Consider the following 22,226-nt stretch of genomic DNA (forward strand, 5'->3'; position numbering starts at 1 on the left):
CACCGCCACCGGAGCCCGTGTTGAGCACTCTCCTCTCCCGCGGCCGCCGCCGGGACAGCTACCGGCCCGGCACCGCGATCCAGCACTGGACGCCGGAGGATCCCGGGTTCTGGGCCGCGACCGGTGCGCGGGTCGCGGCCCGCAACGCACGGATCGCGGCGCCGGCCCTGCTGCTGGCCTGCGCGGTGTGGCAGCTCTGGTCGGTGACGGTGGTCCAGCTCGACCGGGCCGGCTTCGGCTACTCCGGATCGCAGCGGTTCTGGCTGACCGCCGTGCCCGGCCTGACCGGCGCCACCCTCAGGCTCGGCTACACCCTGCTCGGCCCGGTGGCCGGCGGGCGCCGCTGGACGGCGGCCAGCACCGCGCTGCTGATCGGCCCGCTGCTCTGGCTCGGCCTGGCGGTGCGGGACCCCGCGACGCCGTACCCGGTGATGGTGGCGATCGCCGCACTCTGCGGGATCGGTGGCGGCAGCTTCGCCGCCTCGATGGCCGGCGTCGCCCGGCTCTACCCGGGCAGGCTCAGCGGCGCCGCGAGCCTGCGCCATGCCGCCGTCGGCACCCTGGGCGTGGCGGCGGTGCAGCTGCTCGCCACGATCGCGATCACCACCGGGATCCTCGCCCCGGCCGGCGGGCCCGGGGAGCGGCGGGGCGGCCCCGAGCTGTGGCTGCCGAACAGCGCCTTCCGCTGGATCCCGCTGCTGGTGCTGACCGCCGGGCTGGCCTGGTCGCTGATGAACGACTTCGTACCGCGGGCGGCCTGGCTCGAGAAGCCGAGGGCGGTCTACCGCCTCAAGCACACCTGGCTGCTGACCCTGCTCCAGCTGGGCACCTTCGGCTCCTTCATCGGCTTCGCCGCCGCGTTCCCGAACCTGATCGACACCACCTTCACCCCGCTCGACCCCGCCTGGTCCGCGACCCGCTACGCCTGGACCGGCCCGTTCGTCGGCGTCCTGGCCCAGTGGCTCGGCGGTCGGCCCGGCGCCCGGATGTCCGGCGCCAGGTGCACGCTGATCTCCTTCGCCGGCATGGCGCTGGCCGCCATCGTGGCGGTGCGGGCGCTGCCGGGCGACGGGGACGGCGGCAACTTCTGGCTCTGCTGGGCCGGCTTCCTGGGGGTGTTCCTCTTCGCCGGGCTCGGCAACGGCTCGACCCTGCGGCAGCTGCGGGCGGTCTTCGGCGGCCGGCACCGGACGGCCTCGGCGGTGGCCGGCCTGTCGACCGCGATCGCCGCCTACGGAGGCTTCTTCATTCCGTCGATGCTCGCGCTGCTCCCGATCACCGACCTGCTCTACGTCCTGGTCGGGTACTACGCGCTCTGCCTGGGCATCTGCTGGTGGTACTACGCCCGGGAGGGCGCGCAGGCGCCCGGCTGAGCGAGGCCGACGCCGGACGGGCGCTCGACGGCGATTCGATGTTTGGTCGAGCGCCGTGTAATGTTCTCCAGGTCAGCACGCGCCGCTAGCTCAGTTGGTTAGAGCAGCTGACTCTTAATCAGCGGGTCCGGGGTTCGAGTCCCTGGCGGCGCACCGACGGTCGAAGGCCTCTCGTTCAGCTTCTGAGCGAGAGGCCTTCGGCGTTTCCCGGGGCCGCCGCGCACCGGTGATCCCGCCCCGAGGCGCCGCGTTTCCGGGCTCCGGTCGGTGGGGAGGGTAGGCGACGTCGGACGGTGGCTTCGCTGCGTGAGCGAATCGCTACCGCCACGCCTTCGACCACCTACCTGCCGATCTACCGAATCGAGGCCACGCATGGCTGTGAAGGTGCTGCTCGTCACCGGGGACGCCGCCGAGTCGCTCGAGGTCTTCTACCCGTACCAGCGGCTGCGCGAAGAGGGGTACCAGGTCGACATCGCCGCGCCGAGCAAGAAGAAGCTGCGCTTCGTGGTGCACGACTTCGAGGACGGCTTCGACACCTACACCGAGAAGCCCGGCTACACCTGGCCCGCCGACCTGGCCTTCGCCGACGTCGACCCGGCCGAGTACGTCGCGCTGGTGATCCCCGGCGGCCGCGCTCCCGAGTACCTGCGCAACGACCCCGAGGTGCAGCGGATCGTGCGGCACTTCTTCGAGGCCGAGAAGCCGGTGGCGCAGATCTGCCACGGTCCGCAGATCACCGGCGCGGCCGGGGTGCTGGGCGGCCGGACCACCGCCGCCTACCCGGCGCTCGAACCGGACGTGCGGGCGGCGGGCGCCACCTACCAGGACGGCGAGGCCGTGGTGGACGGCATGCTGGTCTCGGCCCGCGCCTGGCCGGACCACCCGGGCTGGCTGCGCGCGTTCATCGAGATCCTGCGGACCAAGGCACCGGTGGCCTGAGCCCCGGCGGACCGGCGGGCCCCGGCTCAGTACGACTGCAGCTCGATCAGCGTGCCGTCGGGGTCGCGCAGGTGGGCCGAGCGCAGCGTGGGACCCCACTCCGGCCGGTCGGTGGGCGCGGTCACCTGCTCACCGCCGTGGGCCAGGCAGAAGGCCAGCGCCGCGTCCACGTCGGCGACCCGGGAGACCAGCATCACCGAGTCCTGCGCGGGCGGGGCGCTGGGCGGCAGGGCGCCGGTCCCGATCGCGGCGGCCAGCGCCGACCGGTCGAACAGGACCAGGACGGCCTGGTCGGCGACGTCCCAGTTCGCGTACGGGCCGCCCTCGTCCCCGCGCTGCCGCACCGCGCCGAGGAGTTCGGGCAGCACGGCGTCGTAGAAGCGGAAGCACTCGGCGAAACGGGTGACCAGCAGGCGAGGGTAGAGCGCGTCCACGGCGACCTCCAGGCGGGTTCGGTGGCACCGGCCGGCAGTCGGCGCCATTTGGTGGGTAACCACCCACTATTGGTCGCCACCCTACAATCTTCGGCATGGACGCCACACCCCCGAGCCTGCTCGACCTCACCAGCTACCTGCTCGCGCAGACCGGCCGCCGGGCCCGGGGCCGACTCGCGACCCGGCTCGCCGAGCGGGAGCTGCGCCTGTGGCACCTGTCGATCCTGGCCGCACTCGCCGACTTCGGCCCGCACGCACAGCGGGAGTTGGCCGAGCGGCTCGGCATCGACGCGAGCGACACGGTGCGGCTGCTGGACGAGCTGAGCCGAGGCGGCCTGGTCGAGCGGACCCGCTCCACCACCGACCGCCGCCGGATCCAGGTCACCCTCACCCCCGCCGGGCAGGCCACCCTCGCGGACCTGCGCAACGAAGCCGCCGCCGTCCAGGACGAGGTGCTCGCCCCGCTGAGCCCCGCCGAGCGGGCCCAGCTGCACCAGCTGCTGCTGCGGGTCTTCACGGCCGACCGGACCTGACGGCAGTCGGCGGAGCACCGCTTCCATTCGAGAGCACTGCTCTCTCCCGATTTCGACAGAGGCCGCTGGTCAGGTACTGTTCTCGGCGTTGAACAAGCGCCGCTAGCTCAGTTGGTTAGAGCAGCTGACTCTTAATCAGCGGGTCCGGGGTTCGAGTCCCTGGCGGCGCACAACATGGCAAACGCCTGATGGGGCGCTCTCCTCCGGGAGAGCGCCCCATCGCGTTTTCCGGGCCGGCCCGACCGGAAACCGCCCGACCACCGCGTGACATGCCCCGCGGTCCCGCTCGGTCAACGATGCTGCGTGAACCATCGATCCTGCTCCCCGCGTGTGAGCTGACAGCCGCTCAAGCGGACCCGGTGACCACGATCGCGCCGCGACTTGTGATGATCCATGAGGAAGGTGCACACCAACGATCCGCCCGGCAGACCTGATTTCCCTTCGATGACGGGAGAACCAAACCCAGTGAGCGCTCCGCAGCAGGCAGCCGCGCCGCCGTCCCCACCGACGCCCGCCGGCCCGGTGGGAGCGTTACCGCGCCGGCCGACCCTGAGCCGCCCGGTCTGGGTCGCCACGGCGACGGCACTGCTGCTCGGGGTGCTCTGGGCCCGGTTCGTCGCCGGGGTCAGCGGAGACCTGGCCGCCCAGTGGGCCTGGGCGGACTTCGCCGCGCACCACCCGGGCTCGGCGTACGACCTGGCCTGGTACGGCGGCATGCACCCCGCCTCCTACAGCGTCCTGACCCCCTGGCTGATGGCCCTGTTCGGGGTGCGCACGGTCGCGGTGGCCAGCGGCGTCATCTCGGCGGCGCTGCTGGCCCACCTGGTGGTCCGGGCGGGCGTCCGCCGACCGCTGCCGGTGGTGCTCTGGGGAGCCTTCGCGCTCTCCTGCAACGTGGCCGCGGGACGGGTGACCTTCGCGCTCGGCATCATGTTCGGCCTGGCCGCGCTGCTGCCGATCGCCCCGGCCCCGACCACCGGTGACGGCACCGCAGCCCCGGCCACCGCCCCCGCCGCCGCTCCGGCGCGCGGCACCGACCGGTGGCGGCTCGCCTGGGCGGCCGTCCTCGCGCTGCTCGCCACCATGGCCAGCCCGGTGGCCGGGCTCTTCATCGAGGTGGCGGCGGCCGCACTGCTGCTCACCGGCCGCCGCCGGCTCGGCTGGGCGCTGGCCGGCCCCCCGCCGGTGGTGGTGCTGGGCACGGCACTGCTCTTCCCCGGCTCCGGGATCGACCCGATCTCCGGGCCCACCGCACTGATCTGCGTCGGCTGCGCCGCCGTGGTGGCGCTGATCAGCCCGCCGTCCTGGCGCACGCTGCGGATCGGCTGCCTGGTCTACGCCGCGGGTTCCGGACTGACCTGGATGTTCCGCACGCCGATCGGCAGCAACGTCGAGCGGCTCGCGCTGATCTTCGGCAGCGTGCTGGTGCTGGCCGCGCTCTGCAGCCGCCCGTTCAGCTGGTACCGCACCCCCGCCGCGTGCGTCGCCCTCGCGGTGACCGCGTACTGGACGGTCAGCGCCAACATCATCGGCATCCCCCTGCCGCCGCCGCCCCGGCAGGCCGACGCGCTGGTCGCCGAGCTGCACCGACTCCACGCCGACCAGGCCAGGATCGAAGCGGTCCCGATGCTCAACCACTGGGAGTCCTGGGGCCTGGTCGACACGGCGGAGCTGGCCCGCGGCTGGAACCGCCAGGCCGACGTCCAGCGCAACCCGCTCTTCTACGGCAACGCCCTCACCCCGGCCGACTACCACGACTGGCTGCAGCGCTGGGCGGTCGGCTACGTCGCGCTCCCGGCCGGCCCCACCGACGTGGCGGCGGACGCCGAGGCGGCGCTGATCCGGACCGGTCCGGCCTGGCTGCAGCAGGTCTGGCACGACGACAACTGGCAGCTGTTCCGCTTCACCGACGCCGTCCCGCTCGCCGACCCGCCCGCGACGGTCGAGCAGGCCGACGCCGCCCAGCTGCGGCTCACCGTTACCGCCCCCGGCCCGGTCCTGCTGCGCGTCCCCTGGTCACCGTGGCTCGCCGCGCACGGCCCGGCCGGCACCTGCCTGTCCCAGGACGGCGACTGGACCAGGCTCACCGCACCGGCCGCGGGCGAGTACCGGATCGACGCGCGGTACGGCTGGCCGCGCGGGACGCCCTGCTGAGGCGTCAGCCCGCGACCGTGGGCGCGGGCGCGGGCGCGGGCGTGGGCGCGGGCGCGGGCAGCTCCTGCGCGACCTCCCAGACGTTGCCGTCGGGGTCGGCGAAAGCGGCGGTGCGCAGGCCCCACGGGCGGTCGATCGGGCCGTTCAGCAGCGGCACGCCCAGCTCGGCCAGCCGGGCGATGGCCGCGTCCGTGTCGTCGACCGAGACGGTGTAGAGGCAGCGCGCGCCGAGCCCCGAGGCGGCCACCGGCGAGGGTGCGACCACCTCGTCCGCGGCGGCGGTCCGCAGCAGGTTGATGATCGTGTTGTCGAACTTGAAGGCCGCGGAGTCCTCGTCCTGGTACATCGGGTCCAGCCCGGTGACGGTCCGGTAGAACCCCCTGGAACGCTCCAGATCGTCGACGAACAGAGTGATCGCGGTCACATTGCGCAGCGCTGCGCTCATGGCAAGGCTCCTCCGACTGGACGTGCGACCGGCGGGCCGCGGGGCAGCGGTCAGTAGAGCAGGGACCACTGACAGTCAGGAACCGAGCGGCCCGGCCCGGCTGCCGGAAAATTCTCAAAAAAGTTGCCTCGGCGCGGCCCGGAACGCCCCCTCCCCGGCCCCCGGGAAGCCGGCCGCCGCCCGACCGCCGCCGGCCGCGACCACCCGCCCGAGCCGTCTCCCCCAGGCCCCGCAACGCCCCACCGAAGCCCGCCGCACACCACCGCCGAGCTGGGCCTTCTCTCCGTCCCGCCCTAGCATCCAGGCATCGTGAAAGGGGAGTTGATGGACCGGAACATCCGCACCGTCGACGACGTGCTGCACCTGCTCGACGGCCTGTTCGCACCGGAGGCCGACCGCTGGACGGCCGACGCGGCCTCGTGGTGGGACACCTTCTACGCCGACCGCACCAAGCCGATCCCGTTCTTCGTGGCGAAGCCCGACGAGAACCTCGCCGACTACCTGGCCCGCGGCCTGCTCACCCCGGGCCGCGCCCTCGACCTCGGCTGCGGCCCCGGCCGCAACGCCCTGCACCTCGCCTCGGTGGGCTTCCAGGTGGACGCCGTCGACCTCTCCCCCGCCGCCATCGGCTGGGCCGAGGACCGCGCCCGCGAGGCGGCCCCCGCCACCCGCGACCGGGTCCGCTTCCACCACGGCGACGCCTTCGACCTCACCCGGGCCGACCTCTCCGGCCCGTACGACCTGATCTACGACTCGGGCTGCTTCCACCACCTGCCCCCGCACCGCCGGATCAGCTACCTCGCCCTGCTCGACCGGGTGCTGGCTCCCGGCGGCCACCTGGTGCTGACCTGCTTCGCGGCCGGCGCGATGGGCTCCGAGCTGCCGGACGCCGCCTTCTACCAGGACTCCCGCCTGCACGGCGGCCTCGCCTACACGCCCGCGGCGCTGCGCCGGATCTTCGCCGACCTCACCGAGCTCGAACTGCGCCGGATGCGCGACCAGGCGCCCGAGTCGCCGCACTTCGGCGAGCCCTTCCTGTGGACTGCCCTGTTCCGCCGCCCGCCGCTGGGCGCCGTCGGGGCGTAGCCGGTGCGGGCCCGGCCCCGCTCCCGGGCCCGGCTCATCACCGCACGCGGTGCTGTAGCGTCGCAAGGGGCCGTAGGGCCAGGACCAAGGTGCGCAGCAGGCCGCACGCAGCACGAGCGAACGAGGAACGAACCCGGGTGAGCAGCAGCGAGGCCGCGAGAGAACGCGGCGGCCGACGCGGCCTGATGGCACGCGTCGGCCGCTGGTTCTGGCGTCCCGAGCGGCGCTGGCACGCCTGGGCGGTGGACGTGCTGCTGGTGATACCGGCCGCGCTGGACGCGCTGCTCAACTTCCCGCCCCCGCGTGACTGGCGCTTCCTGGTGTCGCTGGGCGCCGCCGCCGTGCTGCTGCTGCGCCGCCGCTTCCCGCGCACCGTGCTGCTGCTCACCCTGCCGGGGCTCTACGCGGGCAACGCGCTGCTCGCCTCGATGATCGCCGCCTACACGGTGGCCCGCACCGAGCGGGCGCCGTGGCAGAAGTCGCTGGTGGCGCTGGCGGTGGTGGTGGGCAGCTTCGTGCCGTGGCCGCTCGACCAGCTGCGGCTGGAGAGCTGGAGCGACATCACCCAGCACCTGATCTTCGCCAGCATGCTGGGCACCGGGCCGGTGATGCTCGGGCTGCTCGCCCAGACCCGGCTGGACCTCTCGGCGCGGGTCGCCGAGCTGGCCGAGCTGCGCGACCACGAGCGCGCGCTGTACGCGAAGACGGTGGTCGCCGCGGAGCGGGCCCGGATCGCGCGGGAGATGCACGACGTGGTCTCGCACCAGGCGGGGCTGATCGCGGTGCAGGCGGGTGCGCTGCAGGTGACCACCAAGGACCCGGCGACCCGGGAGACCGCCGGCATCCTGCGCGGGCTCGCGGTGGCGACGCTGGAGGAGCTGCGCTCGATGATCATCGTCCTGCGGGCCGCCGGCGCCGGACCGACCGAGCTGGTGCCGCAGCCCCGGCTGGCCGACCTGCCGCGGCTGGTCGCGTCGGCCGAGGTGGACGCGGTGCTGCGGATGGACGGCTGCCTGGAGGTTCCGCTGCCGGAGCCGGTGGAGCGGGCCGCCTACCGCACGGTGCAGGAGGCGCTGACCAACGCGCGCAAGCACGCGCCGGGCGCGCCGACCGAGGTGCTGCTGCGGATCGATCCGGACTGCCTGCGGGTCACCGTGCGCAACCGCGCCCCCAGCGGCCCGCGCACCGAGCCGCAGCTGCCGGGCGGGCGGCACGGGCTGATCGGCCTGCGGGAACGGGCCGGCCTGCTGGGCGGGACGATCGAGGCGGGCGCCGAGCCGGACGGCGGCTTCGCGGTGCGCCTGTGGCTGCCGCTGCCGCCCGGGCCGGCGGGGACCGGCCCGACCGAGGAGGCCGGAGCTGTGGACGGGACCGGGCGGACGGGCGGACTCAGACTGACGGGCGGTCAGAACTTCAGCACCGCCTCGGCCACGGCGGCCGGCTGATCCAGCATCAGCAGGTGCCCGGCGGGCGCCACGGTGTGCAGCGCGCCGCCGAGTTCCGCGGCCAGCCGGGCCTGCCGGTCGAGTCGGCGGCGGGCGCCGGGCCCCGGGCGGCCGTCCCGGGCGGCAGGGCGACCGAAGGCCGAACCGGCGGCCAGCAGCGCCACCGGGGCCGTGAGCGGCAACTCGCGCCGCAGTGACAGCAGTTCGGCGGCCTGGTCCAGGTAGCAGGTGTTCTCCAGCAGGGCCGCGCGCAGCGCCCGCGCACTGCGGTAGCAGCGCCGCACCAGAGCCCGCGGGGCCGGGTCGCGGCCCCGCGCGGTGGCCAGCCGCACCACCAGTCGGCGTCCGGGCGGCCCCAGCAGATACGGCAGGGCCAGCAGCCGGGCCGCGCCGGCCAGCCCCAGCGCCGTCGCCACCCGGGCGCCGGGGAGCGGGCGGGCCCTGGCGCGCGGCTCGACGCTCCCGTCGACCAGCAGCACGGCGGCCGTCCGGGCCGGATAGAGCCGCGCGAAGGCCTCCGCGTGGAACGCGGCCAGCGAGTGGCCGACCAGCACGCAGGGCTCGAACAGACCGAGGCCGTCGAGCAGTTGCCGGATCCGCTCGGCCTCGCCGGCCAGCGTGGCCGGGCCGGCGGCGGCCGCGCTCAGCCCGTAGCCCGGCCGATCGAAGCGGACCACGGTGCGGTGCGGGGCCAGCAGCCGGGCCACCTCGTCCCAGTCGAACCAGGCGCAGCCGAGCCCGCCGCTCAGCACGCAGACCGGCCCGCTGCCCTCGCGGCGCACATGCGTGACGGTGCCGGCGATCCGCAGCAGCCGGCTGCCTTCGGGGAGCCGGGCGCTACGCACCGCCCCGCCCCTTGCGTCCGACCGCCGGGCGGGTGCACCGCTTCAGCCGCTCCGGGTGGCGGAGTGGCGGACCGGCGGCGGCACGGCGGGGCAGCACGATCTCACCCTAATCGCAACATCTCGTGTCAGTTGCCTAAAAAAGGGACAAAAGTCCCTACCATCCATCGAACGGCCCCGGGCAGGCTGACATGGCCCGCACCCGGGTCCGGCTCAGCCGACCCCGACCATCCACCGCGTGAACGACCGTCACGGGGCTGAGAGGAAAGGCCCACCCGTGCCGCGAACCGCTGCCCGTCCACTGCCGAGCCGCGTGCTGCACTCGGGGCGACCGCGCCGCCAGGGCTGGCGGCGGCTGGTGCCGACCTGGCGATTCGCGCTCTTCTCGACCCTGGCCACGCTGCTGCTCGGCGCCGGCCTCTTCATGCTCGGCGTGGTGCTGGTCAGGGTTCCGGACGCGCACGCCGCCGCCACCGCGCAGCGCAACACCTGGCTCTACCGGGACGGCTCGGTGCTCGCCCAGACCGGCCAGACCAACCGGCAGAGCGTCGGCCTGGACCAGGTCTCGCTCGAGGCGCAGCACGCCGTGCTGGCCGCCGAGGACCGCGGCTTCTACCGCGAAGGCGCCGTCAACCCCAGCGCCCTGCTGCGCGCGGGCTGGAACACCGCGACCGGCAAGGGCGCCCAAGGCGGCTCGACGATCACCCAGCAGTACGTCAAGAACGCCTATCTGACGCAGCGTCAGACCATCGGCCGGAAGCTGCAGGAGATCTTCATCGCGATCAAGGTGGACGCCACCCTCTCCAAGCAGGAGATCCTGGCGAACTACCTGAACACCACCTACTACGGGCGCGGCGCGTACGGCATCCAGGCCGCCTCGCAGGCCTACTTCGGCGTCGACGCGGCCAAGTTGGACGCGGCCCAGGGCGCCTACCTGGCCACCCTGCTCAACGCGCCCTCGGTCTACGACCTGTCGACCGCCACCGAGGCGGGCAAGCGCGCGGCCACCGCCCGGTGGAACTACGTGCTGGACGGCATGGTGAAGGAGAACTGGCTGCCCGCCGCCGACCGGGCCGCGCTCACCCTGCCCGCGGTGCGCGCGCCGCAGCCCGCGCTCGGGCTCTCGGGGCAGGCCGGCTACCTGGTGGACGCGGCCAAGGACTACCTGGTCACGCAGAAGCTGGTGGACGAGGCCGCGCTCGCCAGGGGCGGCTACCGGATCACCCTGAGCATCGACCCGGCCCGCCAGGCGGACCTGCAGCGCTCCGTGCAGAAGCAGTTGACCGACAAGCTGGACCCGGGGCAGCGCCAGGCAGATGCCGACATCCAGGCCGGCGCCGTCTCGGTGGATCCCGCCTCCGGCGCGGTGCTGGCGATGTACGGCGGCGACGACTACACCGCGCACTTCGTCAACAACGCCACCCGCCACGACTACCAGGCCGGCTCCACCTTCAAGCCGATCGCGCTGGCCGCCGCGCTGGAGAGCGGTGCGCGGACCCAGGACGGGCAGACCATCACCCCGGAGACCGTCTACGACGGCGCCAACCGCCGCCCGGTGCAGGGCGGCACCGCGAAACCGCCGTACGCGCCGCCGAACGAGGGCGAGCGCCAGTACGGCCGGATCACCCTGCGCCAGGCCACCGACTGGTCGGTCAACACCGCCTTCGCCCAACTCGCCCAGGACACCGGGCTGGAGAAGGTCAAGCAGACCGCGATCGCGCTGGGCCTGCCGGCCGACACCAACGAGCTGGACGCGGTGCCCTCGCTGCCGCTGGGCGTCTCGATGCCGAGCGTGCTGGACATGGCCGGGGTCTACGCCACGCTGGACAACGACGGGCAGCGGATCACCCCGTGGCTGGTCGAGTCGGTCAAGCTGGACGGCGCGAACCTGCCGCTGCCGCCCCGGCAGAGCGGCCGGGCGGTCAGCCCGCAGACCGCCCGGCAGGTCACCGACATGCTGCAGGGCGTGATCGCGGACGACGGCGGCACCGGCTGGCGCGCCCAGGACCTGGGCCGCCCGGCGGCCGGCAAGACCGGCACCACCGACGGCAACCGCTCGGCCTGGTTCGTCGGCTACACACCCGAGGCGGTCACCTCGGTGGCGATGTTCGGCGAGCAGGCCGGGACCGGCAAGCAGGTCACGCTCTCCGGCACGGCCGGCGGCGGGCGGGTCAACGGCGGCGGGTACCCGGCGCAGATCTGGACCGACTACATGACGGCGGCGCTGGGCGGCAAGCCGATCCGCGACTTCACCCCGCCGAGCACCGCCTCCCCGGCCGACAACGCCGCACCCGCGCCGGGCCCGAGCACCGGTACGGCGCACCCGCACAGCCCGGCACCGACGCACCGGCGACCGACCGGGCCCAGCCACACCCCCAGCCACCCGCCCACCACCGCGCCGCCGGCCACCCCGCCGGCTCCGCCGGCCCCGCCCGAGCCCTCGCACCCCGGCCCGCCGACCCCGCCGCCGACCCGTCCCGCACCGCCCACCCCGGTCCAGCCCAGCACCCCGGCCCCGCCCTCCCCCAGCGCGCCGTCGCCGAACGTGCCCACCGAGGCCGTCGCGCCGCCGCCCACCCGCCCGAGCGGCCTGCCGCCGGTCCCGGTCACAGCCGCCTGACGCCCCGTCGGCGCCCGACCGCCGTCCACCCACCGCCCCCATCGGCCGCATTTGTCCGTGACCTGGCAGAATGCACCGATGCACTCCTCCCCGGCCACCCCGCACCGCTCCCGCCGGGCCGTCGGCCTCACGCTCGCGCTGATCTCCGCCGTCTCCTTCGGGGGGTCCGGCACCGCCGCCAAGCCGCTGATCGAGGCGGGCCTGTCACCGCTGCACGTCGTGTGGCTGCGGGCCACCGGCGCCGCCCTGGTGCTGGCGCCGCTGGCCTGGCGGCACCGGGCCATCGTGCGCGACCGGCCCGGACTGCTGCTGGGCTTCGGACTGCTCGGCGTGGCCGGGGTGCAGGCCTGCTACTTCGCGGCGATATCGCGGATACCCGTCGGCGTGGCACTGCTGATCGAGTACCTCGGACCGCCGCTGCTGCTCGGCTACGTGCGCTTCGTGCAGCGCCGGCCGGTGACCCGGGGCGCGGCGATCGGCGCCGGGGTGGCGGTGACCGGACTGGCCTTCGTGGTGCAGGTGTGGAACGGGCTGGGCTTCGACGCCCTCGGGGTGGCCTTCGCCCTGGGCGCGGCCTGCTGCCAGGTCGGCTACTTCGTGCTGGCCGACGCCGGCGCTCGCGGCGAGAAGCCCGCCGATCCGCTCGGAGTGGCCGCGTTCGGGCTGCTGATCGGCGCGATCACGCTGACCGCGGTGGCCCGCCCCTGGGAGGCGGACTGGAGCAGGCTGGGCGGCCAGGTCACCATGGCCGGCCACCACATCCCGGCGCTGCTGCCCGCGGCCTGGATGATCCTGGTCGCCACCGTGCTCGCCTACCTCACCGGCGTGGTCTCGGTGCGCCACCTCTCGCCGCCGGTGGCCGGCGTGGTCGCCAACATCGAGGCGGTGGTCGCCACCGTCACCGCCTGGTTCCTGCTGGACGAGCACCTGGGCACCGCCCAGCTGATCGGCGGCCTGCTGGTCCTGCTCGGCGCCTTCGCCGCCCAGGCCGGCCAGGCACCCGAGGAGCCGCAGGCCGTCCTGGTCGGCCGACCCGACCGACCCGACCGGGCCGATCAGGCCGAGCTGCACCGCTGACGCCTCAGGACTGCTCGACCCGCGACCCAGGGCCGCTCGAGGCCACCTCGACGGGACACCGCGATCTCGGCCACCGGAGCGTCAACCCGGCGGCCGGCGCCTCACGCGGACGGACCCCGGCCGGTCAGCGCGTCACTGGCGATCGCCTCGTGGTGGCGGATCACCTCCGCGATGATGAAGTTGAGGAACTTCTCCGCGAAGACCGGATCCAGCCGTGCCCCGGCGGCCAGCTCGCGCAGGCGGCCGATCTGGTCGCGCTCGCGGGCCGGGTCGGCGGCGGGCAGTTGGTGGGCGGCCTTCAGGGTGCCCACGCGCTGGGTGGCCTTGAAGCGCTCGGCCAGCATGTGGACGATCGCGGCGTCGATGTTGTCGATGCTCTGGCGCAGGGCGGCCAGCTCGGCACGGACGGTGTCGTCCACGTCCTCCAGTGAGGCGGTGCGGTCGGCGGCGGGCTGCTCGGTCATCGTGTCTGCTCCGGTTCGGGCGCCGGGCCATCGGGCCGAGCGCGGACTGGGGCCGGCGGCCTGGGGACTGCCCGGCGCGCGGGCCGGGCAAATCTAACAGGCGACCCGGCAACCGTTCGCCCAGATTGTGCGGATCGTCCGCCATGTGGACAGCGCGGCGGGCGACCCGCCGGGTACCGTACGGCACGTTCCGGTTGCGCACAGTGACGGTCGGTCGGATTCTGACGCACAGACAGCGATCCCCAACCGGAAAGGCCCCCTCATGCCCGTGCGCGACTCCTATCCCGACGGCGCCCCTTGCTGGGTCGACCTGACCTGCGCCGACCCGCTCGGCGTCCAGGACTTCTACGGACCGATCCTGGGCTGGGAGTTCCAGGAGCTCGGGCCCGACCACAACGGCTACACCATGTGCCTGCTGGACGGGCGCCCGGCCGCCGCGCTGATGCCGCCCCCGGTCGGCGGCGAGAACCTGCCGTCGGCCTGGAACGTCTACCTGGCGACCAGCGAGCTGGAGTCCGTCTACGGCCGGGTCGCCGGGGCCGGCGGCACCGCGGTCCTCGGACCGCACGAGGTCCCGGGCGCCGGGCGGCTCGCCTTCGCCTTCGACCCGGCCGGCGCGGCCTTCGGGCTCTGGCAGGCCGGCGGCCACCACGGCGCCGCGGTCTACGGGGAGGCGGGCGCGATGTGCTGGCACGAGCTCACCACCGCCGAGCCCGAGCCGGCGGACGCCTTCTTCGCCGAACTCTTCCCGTACCAGCAGAAGCAGGTGGGCGACGGACGGACCTTCGACTACACGGCGTGGAGCGTGCCGGGCTCGGCCGGGCTGCCGGTCTGCGGGCGCTACCGCGCGGCGGTGCCGCAGCCGTACTGGTCGACGTACTTCGCGGTGCCCGAGGCGGACCACGCGGCCGACCAGGTGATGGGGCTGGGCGGCCGGGTGCTGCGCGAGCCGTTCGACTCCCCGTACGGCCGGATGGTGCCGTGCACCGACCCCGGCGGCGCCAAGGTGACCTTCTGTCAGCTCCCCTGAGCGGTGGACCGCGGGCAGTAGGCTGGGCGCGGCGTGACCGGAACTGGCAACACCGACCTCTCATTCAGCGCATCAGCAGCGCATCTGAGCAGCAGGAGGAACCGATCGTGGCAACTGTTCGCACCGCTCGCACCGCATGGGAAGGCAACCTGCTCAACGGCAGCGGCGAGGTGACCTTCGCTTCCTCCGGCATCGGGCAGTTCCCGGTGTCCTGGCCGGCCCGTTCCGAGGAGCCGAACGGCAAGACCAGCCCGGAGGAGCTCATCGCGGGCGCCCACTCGGCCTGCTTCTCGATGGCGCTCTCGCACGGCCTGAGCGGAGCCGGCACCCCGCCCACCAAGCTGGACGTCCAGGCGGACGTCACCTTCCAGCCGGGCACCGGCATCACCGGGATCCAGCTGACCGTGGTCGGCGAGGTGCCGGGCCTGGACGAGGCCGGCTTCGTCAAGGCGGCCGAGGACGCCAAGGCCAACTGCCCGGTCAGCAAGGCCCTGGCCGGCACCACCATCACGCTCAGCGCGAAGCTCGCCTGAGCTTCCGTCAGCCGACCGGGGCGTAGCTCGCCCCGCGCACGCTCCCGGCGCGCACCATCTGGTGTCCGCCGGGGGCGTGTCTGTTGCAGGCCCGGCCTCTTCCGAAACATGGCGAATCACCCTGTCGGCAGTGGCCCAGTCTTCCGCGCGCGGCCTATGATCGGGCGCAGCGGGCTACTTCTTGACAGTGGCGCGAAGAGCGTGGAGCAAGCGAGCGTCAGCGGCGGACGGGAGCGAGCAGTGCGAGGCCGGAACGAGGGGGCCGACGCACACCGCAACGGCGTGCGACGCGACACGCTGTGCCCCGCCGAGCCCGAACCGGCCGACGGCCGCCCGACCGTCCACTGCCCCAGCTGCGCGGCCCCGCTGCCCGCCGAGCTGCTGACGGCCGTACCCGCGGCCGTACCCGCGGCTGCGGCCCCTGGGGACACCGCCGGGCCGGCCGCGACACCGGTGATCACCACCCCGCTGCCCACCGCCACGGCGGTGGCGCCCCCCGCGGCCGACACCGACGAGCTACTCGCCGCGCTGCGCGCCAGCGAGTCGCGGTTCCGGGCCGCCTTCGCCGACGCGGGCATCGGGATGGTGCTGGTCGACACCGAGGACCGGGTGATCGAGGCCAACCCGGTCTTCGCCGAGATGCTCGGCCACGAGGTCTCCGAGCTGGTCCGGATGCACATCCACGAGATCATCGACCCCGAGGACACCCCGCGCCGGCTCTACCGCGAGCTGGTGGCCGGCCGCCGCGACCGGCTGCGGGTGGAGAAGCGGCTCAAGCACCGCGACGGGCGCGAGGTCTGGACCAGCATCACCATCTCGCTGGTCCGGGACGCCGAGGGCCGGCCGTTCTACACCCTGGCGATGTTCGAGGACATCACCGAACGGCGCCGGCTCGGCGACCGGCTGGCCTACCAGGCGCTGCACGACCCGCTCACCCGGCTGCCCAACCGCACCCTCTTCTTCGACCGGCTGAACGCGGCCTGCCTGCCCGCTCCGCAGCGCCCGGGGGAGCTCGAGGGCGGGCGGCGGGTCGGTGTCTGCTACCTCGACCTGGACGGCTTCGCGGCGATCAACGACACCCTCGGCCACCACATCGGCGACCAGTTGCTGACCGCCGTCGCGGCCCGGCTGGAGCGGCGCTTCGCCATCGGGGACGGGCTGCTGGTGGCCCGGCTCGGCGGCGACGAGTTCGCGGTGCTGGTCGCCGACAGCGAGGGCAGTGAGCAACTGACCAGGATCGCCGCCCAGTTGATCAGCGTGCTGGAGCGGCCGTTCGAGGTGGCCGGCAACCGGCTCGCGGTCACCGTCAGCGTCGGGGTGGTGGAGCGGCCGGTCAACGGCACCAGTCCGACCGACCTGGTGAAGGACGCCGACGCCACCCTCTACTGGTCCAAGTCCGACGGGCGGGCCCGCTGGACCCTCTACGACCGCGACCGCGGTGCCCACCAGCTGACCCGCCGGCTGCTCACCACCGCGCTGCGCCCGGCGCTGGAGCGCGGCGAGTTCACCGTCGAGTACCAGCCGCTGGTCGGGCTGGCGGACGGCACCGTGCACGGGGCGGAGGCGCTGGTGCGCTGGCGCCACCCGCGGTTCGGCACCCTCTCGCCGGACCGGTTCATCCCGCTGGCCGAGGAGTCGGGGGCGATCGTGCCGCTCGGCAAGTGGGTGCTGGAGGAGTCCTGCCGGCAGGCGCGCGGCTGGCTGGCCGAGTTCCCTGACACCGAGGCCTTCGTGAGCGTGAACCTGGCGGCCCGTCAGGTCTGGGACTCCGACGTGGTGGCGGATGTCGCCCAGGTGCTGGAGCGCACCGGGCTGCCGGCCCGGCTGCTCCAGCTGGAGCTGACCGAGAGCGCGGTGCTCGGGCCGAGCGGGCGCCCGCTGCAGGCGCTGCAGGCGCTGGCCGACATGGGGGTGCGGATCGCCATCGACGACTTCGGCACCGGCTACTCCAACCTCGCCTACCTCTCCCGCCTGCCGGTGCACGCGCTGAAGCTGGACGGCACCTTCATCGAGGGCTTCCGCGACCCCGCCCCGGTCGGCCGCCCCGACCTGCGCTCGCGGCGCAGCGAGGCGGACGAGCAGATCGTGGGCGCGATGGTCCGCCTCGCCCACGACCTGGGCCTGACCGTCACCGCCGAGGGCATCGAGAGCGCGGCGCAGGCCGAGCGGCTGCGGCTGACCGGCTGCGACACCGCGCAGGGCTGGTACTTCGCCCGGCCCGGCGAGGCCGCGCTGGTCGCCGCGATACTGCGCGAGGGGCGGATCCGCCCGTGCGGGGCCGACCAGCCGGCCGGCGCCGAGCAACTGCCCGGCGCGGCCGACCACACGGCGCTGCGGCCGTAGCGGCAGGACGGCCGCCCCGGGGCGGTGCGGGCTACCGATCCGCCGTCAGCCCGTAGGCCTGGGCGATCAGCTCGTAGGAGAGCAGCCGTGCCTCGTGGCCGTGCACGTGCGAGGTGACCATCAACTCGTCGGCGCCGGTGCGCTTGCGCAGCTCCTCCAGGCCGTCGGCGACCTCGGCGGGCCCGCCCAGCACCACGTTGCCGAGCCAGCCGTCCAGGAAGTCGGCCTCGGCGGGGCTGTAGGGGTAGGCCGCGGCCTCCTCCGGCGTCGGGATCGGGCCGGGCATGCCACGGCGCAGGCGCAGCATGCCGAGTCCGGCCGAGGCGGCCAGCCGGCGCGCGGCGGGCACCCCGCCCTCGGGGACGGCCACCGCGCTGACGCCGATCAGGGCGTAGGGCTCGGCCAGCACGGCAGAGGGGCGGAAGGTCTCCCGGTACAGCTCCAGTGCCGGGACGGTGTTGGCCCCGCTGAAGTGGTGCGCGAAGGCGAACGGCAGGCCGAGCCGCCCGGCCAGCTGGGCGCTGAAGCCGGAGGAGCCCAGCAGCCAGAGCGGCGGGCGCCGCGGTCCGCTGGGCACGGCGCTCAGCCGGGCGTAGGGGTGGCCGTCGGGGAAGTCGCCGTCCAGGAAGTGGGTCAGCTCGGCCAGCCGGCGCGGGAAGTCGTCCGGGTCCTCGACCTCACCGCGGCGCAGCGCGCGGGCGGTGGCGGGGTCGGTGCCGGGCGCCCGGCCCAGGCCCAGGTCGATCCGGCCCGGGTGCAGCGCCTCCAGCAGGCCGAACTGCTCGGCGATGGCGAGCGGCGCGTGGTTGGGCAGCATCACGCCGCCCGAGCCCAGCCGCAGCGTGCTGGTGTGCGCGCCGAGGTGGGCGATCAGCACGGCGGGGGTGGAGCTGGCCACGCCCGGCATGCCGTGGTGCTCGGCCACCCAGAAGCGGTGGTAGCCCCAGCGCTCGGCGCCGCGGGCCAGCTCGGTGGTGGCGGCCAGTGCCTGGGCCGCGGTGTAGCCGGTGCCCACGGTGGCCAGGTCGAGGATCGACAGCGGGGCGGGCGCGGTGCCGCGCGCCACCCCCCGGATGTCCTGCCGGATGCCGTGCTCGGCGTCCCGCCCGCTCTGCCGCTGGTCCTCGCCGCTCATCACGTCTCGCCTTCCGCCTCGCACCGCCCGTCGCAGCGGTCACTCGCCTCGCCTGTCCGCACCGGTCAACAGCACCGGGGCGCACCCTGTTCCCGGGCCGAGGCCCTACGGTGGGACGATGCCGCACTCCCCCGCCCCGGCCGGCGCCCCGGACCTCATATCCCCGCAGGCCGCCGCGCCCCCGGGCACCGCCCGCAAGGTCGGCCTGCTGCTGACCCTGGTGCTTGGTTCGCTCAGCGCGCTCGCGCCGCTCTCGATGGACATGTACCTCCCCTCGCTGCCCCGGATCACCACGGGCCTGCACACCTCGGACGCGCTGGTCCAGCTGACCCTGACGTCCTGTCTGGTCGGCCTCGCGCTCGGCCAGCTGGTGGCGGGGCCGCTCAGCGACGCGCTCGGCCGGCGCCGCCCGCTGCTGATCGGGCTGGGCCTGTACGTGCTCTCCACCGCCAGTTGCGCGCTGGTCGGCGACGTCCGGGTGCTGATCGCCTGCCGCCTGCTGCAGGGGCTCTCCGGCGCGGCCGGGATCGTGATCTCGCGGGCCGTGGTGCGGGACCTCTTCGACGGGCTGGCGGCCGCCCGCTTCGCCTCCTCCCTGATGCTGGTCTCGGGGGCGGCGCCGCTGCTGGCGCCGATCCTCGGCGGGCAGTTGCTCCGGTTCACCTCCTGGCGCGGGGTGTTCGGGGTGCTGGCGGTGCTCGGCACGGTGATCCTGGTCACCTCGGCGCTGCTGGTCCGCGAGACGCTGCCGCCCGCGCGACGGCGGACCGGCGGGCTGGCGGACACCGCGCGGACCATGCGCGGCCTGCTGGCCGACCGGCTGTTCAGCGCCTACCTGCTGACGGTGGCCTTCGGCTTCGGTGCGCTCTTCGCCTTCATCGCCGGGTCGCCGTACGTGGTGCAGGAGGTCTACCACGGCTCGGCGCAGCGCTACAGCCTGCTCTTCGCGCTGGTCGAGGCCGGGTTGGTGGGCCTGTCCCAGCTGACCGGACGGCGGCTGCTGGGCCGCTACCGCTCGCACCGGATCCAGCTGACCGGCGCCGGCCTGCTCGTGCTGTCCGGGGCGGCGCTGGTGCTGATGACGGTCGGCCACCGGGGCGGGCTGGCCGGGCTGACCGCCGGGCTGTTCGTGATGGCGGCCGGGCTCGGCGTGGTGTCGCCGCCGAGTTCGGCGCTGGCCCTGCAGCGCGCCCCGCACGCGGCCGGGACCGCCTCCGCGCTGCTGGGCACCGTGCAGTTCCTCACCGGGGCGATCGCGCCCGCGCTGGTGGGGCTCGGCGGGCACGACAGCGCGCTGCCGATGGCGGTGGTGATCCTCGGCATGGCGCTGGCGGCGCTCGCCTCCTTCACGCTGCTGGCCCGCCCCTGGCAGGCGGTGCCGGACCCACTGCTCGACTGACGGTCCGCCTCTTCCCGTTCTCCCAGCTCAGCACCGTGTAGCAGCGCCCACCAGCGCTGTCCACCCCCCATCCAGGGGGGCACTTAACAAAGCTTCATGAAGAACCGATACCGTGGGTCACCTGAGCCACCTGTACACCTCCGGGCGGTCCGGAGGGAGTTGGATCATGGGAAGCGCGACGCTCGCGACGTCGTCCTGGTTCTGCGTACTGGCCGTGCTGGCCGTCCTCGGCGACGCCTTCCTGCCGTTCCTGCCCAGCGGCACCCTGGTGATCCTGGCCGTGCTGAAGACCGACCGGATAGCCGGCGCCCCGCTCTACCTGGCCGCCGCCGTCGCGCTCTCCTCCTTCCTGGGTGACGTGCTGCTGCTGGCGCTGGCCCGGCGCGGCGCCCCCTTCCTGCGCCGACGGCTCGCCAAGCGCCCCCAACTGGCCGCCAGCGTGCGCAGAATGGGGCAGTCGCTGGAGGGGCGGACCAGTCGGACCGCGGCCGTCGTGGTGATCGTGGCCCGCTTCGTGCCGGGCGGACGGACCGTGCTCGACCTGGCGATAGGGCACTCCCCGGCTCCCTCGCACCGCTTCCTGCGCTGGTCGGCGGTGGCCGCGCTGATCTGGGCCGGCTACATCGTGACCCTGGGCTGGCTGAACAGCCACTGGTTCAACACCGCCTGGCTGAGCATGCTGGTCTCCTGCGCCGCCGCCACCGCGATCAGCGCGGCCGTCGCCCGCCTGGTCCACCGGCACCGCCGCCTCGCGGCGGCCGCCGCCGACGCGGCCTGACCTCCTCCCGCGCGATCCGCGCGGAGCCGTCGGCCGAACGCCCCGCTCCCGGGCCGACTGTCTCAGGACTGCAACAGAACTCCCCTGCCCGCAGCCGCTGATCGAACAACTGTCGTCCTGTCCAGGTGTGTCGTGGCAGAACGGTCCTGCTTGGATCCAAGCAGGCCTCCATGACATCCTTATTTAAAAATACTGATCAATTGCCGTATTTTTCCTGGTCGCTTCCGCCCACCCGTCGAGCGACCGGAACCGACCCGGCTGGGGAGACCATGAGCAGCATCTCGCGCAGGAAAATGCTGAGCGCATCGGCGGCCACCGCCGCCCTGGGAGCCCTCACCGCGTGCGGCAGCGAAGCCTCCTCCCGCTCGGACGCGGTCACCGCCGGCAACGCGGCGTCCGGCGCGCCCAGCGGCAGCCCGGCGGCCGGCGCCTCGCCGTCCGGCAAGGTCACCCCGATCGGCGACGGCTCGACCGCCGACACCGGTCCGCAGCCGAACCAGCCCAAGCCCGACAAGCTGGCGCCCGGTCAGCGTCCGCCGCAGTTCGTGGTCTTCTCCTGGGACGGCGCCGGCGCCACCGACGACGGCCAGTTCGCCCGCTTCCTGAAGCTCGCCCAGGAGAACAAGGCGACCTTCACCTTCTTCCTCTCCGGCATCTACACGCTGCCCAAGACCAAGACCAGCCTGTACCACCCGCCGCTGCACTCGGTCGGCGCCTCCGACATCCCGTACCTGTCGGACGGCGCGATACGCAACACCATCAAGATGATCAGCCAGGCCTGGCAGGACGGGCACGAGATCGGCACCCACTTCAACGGCCACTTCTGCTCCACCCGCCCCGACCACAACGGCGTCAACCGCTGGTCGCCGGACGACTGGGAGAGCGAGATCCAGCAGGCGGTCTCGTTCGTCACCCAGTGGAAGACCAACACCGGCTTCACCGACCTGCCGCCGCTGCCCTTCGACTACACCAAGGAGCTGATCGGCGGGCGCACCCCCTGCCTGGACGGGCAGAAGGGGCTGCTGCCGACCGCCGCCAAGCTCGGCTGGAAGTACGACGCCAGCTCGCCGGGCGAGAAGCAGACCTGGCCGGTGAAGGTGCAGAACGGGCAGCTCTGGAACTTCCCGCTGCAGTCCATCCCGTACCCGGGGCACAGCTTCGAGGTCCTCTCGATGGACTACAACATCATGGCCAACCAGTCGAACGGCGACCCCAAGGGCGACCCGAGCAAGCACGACGAGTGGCGCACCGCGGCCACCGCCTCCTACATGGCGGGCTTCAACCGCGCCTACAACGGCAACCGGGCGCCGTTCTTCGTCGGCAACCACTTCGAGCAGTGGAACGGCGGCATCTACATGGACGCCGTGGAGGCCGCGCTGAAGCAGATCGCCGGGCAGCCCGAGGTGCGCCTGGTCTCCTTCCGCCAGCTGGTGGACTGGCTGGAGGCGCAGGACGAGTCGACCCTGCGCAAGCTGCGCACGCTGAACGTCGGTCAGGCGCCGGCCGCGGGCTGGGAGAGCTTCCTGGGCACCGCCGGCTGAGCGGCCGGGCACCGGAACGCGACCGGGCGGGGCCGGGATCGGCTCCGCCCGGTCG

19 protein-coding genes and 2 tRNA genes are annotated in these 22,226 nt (G+C 74.0%); 16 read left to right on the forward strand and 5 right to left on the reverse strand.

Annotated features, from left to right (window positions below):
* Positions 1–20: 20 nt before the first annotated feature.
* From OG403_RS13630 to OG403_RS13640, 3 genes are all read left to right on the forward strand, one after another.
* The gene (locus OG403_RS13630) at positions 21–1,373 is read left to right on the forward strand and encodes a nitrate/nitrite transporter (protein ID WP_329564406.1); all 1,353 of its coding nucleotides are present in this window, start codon (positions 21–23) and stop codon (positions 1,371–1,373) included.
* A 79-nt stretch (positions 1,374–1,452) separates the two neighbouring features.
* Positions 1,453–1,526, forward strand: a tRNA-Lys gene (locus tag OG403_RS13635).
* 219 nt (positions 1,527–1,745) lie between these two features.
* Positions 1,746–2,312, forward strand: coding sequence for a DJ-1/PfpI family protein (locus OG403_RS13640; RefSeq protein WP_329564408.1), 567 nt, complete (start codon positions 1,746–1,748; stop codon positions 2,310–2,312).
* 26 nt (positions 2,313–2,338) lie between these two features.
* Here the strand turns inward: OG403_RS13640 and OG403_RS13645 are convergent, their stop codons facing one another.
* Positions 2,339–2,746: a VOC family protein gene (locus OG403_RS13645; protein WP_329564410.1), complete on the reverse strand. Its 408-nt coding sequence runs from the start codon at positions 2,744–2,746 to the stop codon at positions 2,339–2,341.
* A 95-nt stretch (positions 2,747–2,841) separates the two neighbouring features.
* Between OG403_RS13645 and OG403_RS13650 the strand changes: the two genes are divergently transcribed.
* From OG403_RS13650 to OG403_RS13660, 3 genes are all read left to right on the forward strand, one after another.
* On the forward strand, positions 2,842–3,279 hold the full coding sequence (locus tag OG403_RS13650; protein ID WP_329564412.1) for a MarR family winged helix-turn-helix transcriptional regulator: 438 nt from the start codon (positions 2,842–2,844) through the stop codon (positions 3,277–3,279).
* Between the two features lie 96 nt (positions 3,280–3,375).
* Positions 3,376–3,449: transfer RNA gene (locus OG403_RS13655), tRNA-Lys, on the forward strand.
* Between the two features lie 295 nt (positions 3,450–3,744).
* The gene (locus tag OG403_RS13660) at positions 3,745–5,433 is read left to right on the forward strand and encodes an MFS transporter (protein WP_329564414.1); all 1,689 of its coding nucleotides are present in this window, start codon (positions 3,745–3,747) and stop codon (positions 5,431–5,433) included.
* Between the two features lie 4 nt (positions 5,434–5,437).
* On the opposite strand, the gene OG403_RS13665 is transcribed toward OG403_RS13660, so the two are convergent.
* Complete coding sequence (locus OG403_RS13665) at positions 5,438–5,878, reverse strand: VOC family protein (protein WP_329564416.1); 441 nt, start codon at positions 5,876–5,878, stop codon at positions 5,438–5,440.
* A 324-nt stretch (positions 5,879–6,202) separates the two neighbouring features.
* On the opposite strand from OG403_RS13665, the gene OG403_RS13670 reads away from it, so the two are divergent.
* Together OG403_RS13670 and OG403_RS13675 are read left to right on the forward strand one after the other, a co-directional pair.
* Entirely contained in the window at positions 6,203–6,964 is a 762-nt protein-coding gene (locus tag OG403_RS13670; protein WP_329564418.1) for a class I SAM-dependent methyltransferase, read from the forward strand.
* Between the two features lie 137 nt (positions 6,965–7,101).
* Positions 7,102–8,409, forward strand: a complete 1,308-nt coding sequence (locus OG403_RS13675; protein ID WP_329564420.1) for a sensor histidine kinase — start codon at positions 7,102–7,104, stop codon at positions 8,407–8,409.
* On the opposite strand, the gene OG403_RS13680 is transcribed toward OG403_RS13675, so the two are convergent.
* The gene (locus OG403_RS13680; protein WP_329564422.1) at positions 8,370–9,254 is read right to left on the reverse strand and encodes an alpha/beta fold hydrolase; all 885 of its coding nucleotides are present in this window, start codon (positions 9,252–9,254) and stop codon (positions 8,370–8,372) included. The two genes, OG403_RS13675 and OG403_RS13680, sit on opposite strands and share 40 nt — an antisense overlap.
* 274 nt (positions 9,255–9,528) lie before the next feature.
* Between OG403_RS13680 and OG403_RS13685 the strand changes: the two genes are divergently transcribed.
* Positions 9,529–11,871: a transglycosylase domain-containing protein gene (locus OG403_RS13685; protein ID WP_329564424.1), complete on the forward strand. Its 2,343-nt coding sequence runs from the start codon at positions 9,529–9,531 to the stop codon at positions 11,869–11,871.
* A 78-nt stretch (positions 11,872–11,949) separates the two neighbouring features.
* Positions 11,950–12,948 carry an EamA family transporter gene (locus tag OG403_RS13690; protein WP_329564426.1) on the forward strand — a complete coding sequence of 333 codons (999 nt, stop codon included), beginning with the start codon at positions 11,950–11,952 and terminating at the stop codon, positions 12,946–12,948.
* A 101-nt stretch (positions 12,949–13,049) separates the two neighbouring features.
* Here OG403_RS13690 and OG403_RS13695 read toward each other — a convergent pair whose 3' ends face one another.
* A complete protein-coding gene (locus OG403_RS13695; protein ID WP_329564428.1) occupies positions 13,050–13,412 on the reverse strand; it encodes a chorismate mutase in 363 nt (120 codons plus the stop codon).
* Positions 13,413–13,674: 262 nt separating this feature from the next.
* Here OG403_RS13695 and OG403_RS13700 point away from each other — a divergent pair, with 262 nt between their 5' ends.
* The 3 genes from OG403_RS13700 (at position 13,675) to OG403_RS13710 (ending at position 17,318) form a co-directional block, all read left to right on the forward strand.
* The gene (locus OG403_RS13700) at positions 13,675–14,442 is read left to right on the forward strand and encodes a VOC family protein (protein ID WP_329564430.1); all 768 of its coding nucleotides are present in this window, start codon (positions 13,675–13,677) and stop codon (positions 14,440–14,442) included.
* Positions 14,443–14,549: 107 nt separating this feature from the next.
* A complete protein-coding gene (locus OG403_RS13705) occupies positions 14,550–14,975 on the forward strand; it encodes an OsmC family protein (protein WP_329564432.1) in 426 nt (141 codons plus the stop codon).
* 282 nt (positions 14,976–15,257) lie between these two features.
* Positions 15,258–17,318 carry a putative bifunctional diguanylate cyclase/phosphodiesterase gene (locus tag OG403_RS13710; protein WP_329564434.1) on the forward strand — a complete coding sequence of 687 codons (2,061 nt, stop codon included), beginning with the start codon at positions 15,258–15,260 and terminating at the stop codon, positions 17,316–17,318.
* A gap of 31 nt (positions 17,319–17,349) precedes the next feature.
* Here OG403_RS13710 and OG403_RS13715 read toward each other — a convergent pair whose 3' ends face one another.
* Entirely contained in the window at positions 17,350–18,453 is a 1,104-nt protein-coding gene (locus OG403_RS13715; protein WP_329564436.1) for an LLM class flavin-dependent oxidoreductase, read from the reverse strand.
* Between the two features lie 118 nt (positions 18,454–18,571).
* Between OG403_RS13715 and OG403_RS13720 the strand changes: the two genes are divergently transcribed.
* From OG403_RS13720 to OG403_RS13730, 3 genes are all read left to right on the forward strand, one after another.
* Entirely contained in the window at positions 18,572–19,852 is a 1,281-nt protein-coding gene (locus tag OG403_RS13720) for a multidrug effflux MFS transporter (RefSeq protein WP_329564438.1), read from the forward strand.
* Positions 19,853–20,018: 166 nt separating this feature from the next.
* Positions 20,019–20,630, forward strand: coding sequence for a DedA family protein (locus tag OG403_RS13725; RefSeq protein ID WP_329564440.1), 612 nt, complete (start codon positions 20,019–20,021; stop codon positions 20,628–20,630).
* 269 nt (positions 20,631–20,899) lie between these two features.
* On the forward strand, positions 20,900–22,171 hold the full coding sequence (locus OG403_RS13730) for a hypothetical protein (RefSeq protein ID WP_329564442.1): 1,272 nt from the start codon (positions 20,900–20,902) through the stop codon (positions 22,169–22,171).
* The last annotated feature ends 55 nt before the right edge of the window (positions 22,172–22,226 follow it).

It is taken from the genome of Kitasatospora sp. NBC_01266 (genome assembly GCF_036242395.1).
In the GTDB taxonomy this organism is placed as follows: domain Bacteria; phylum Actinomycetota; class Actinomycetes; order Streptomycetales; family Streptomycetaceae; genus Kitasatospora.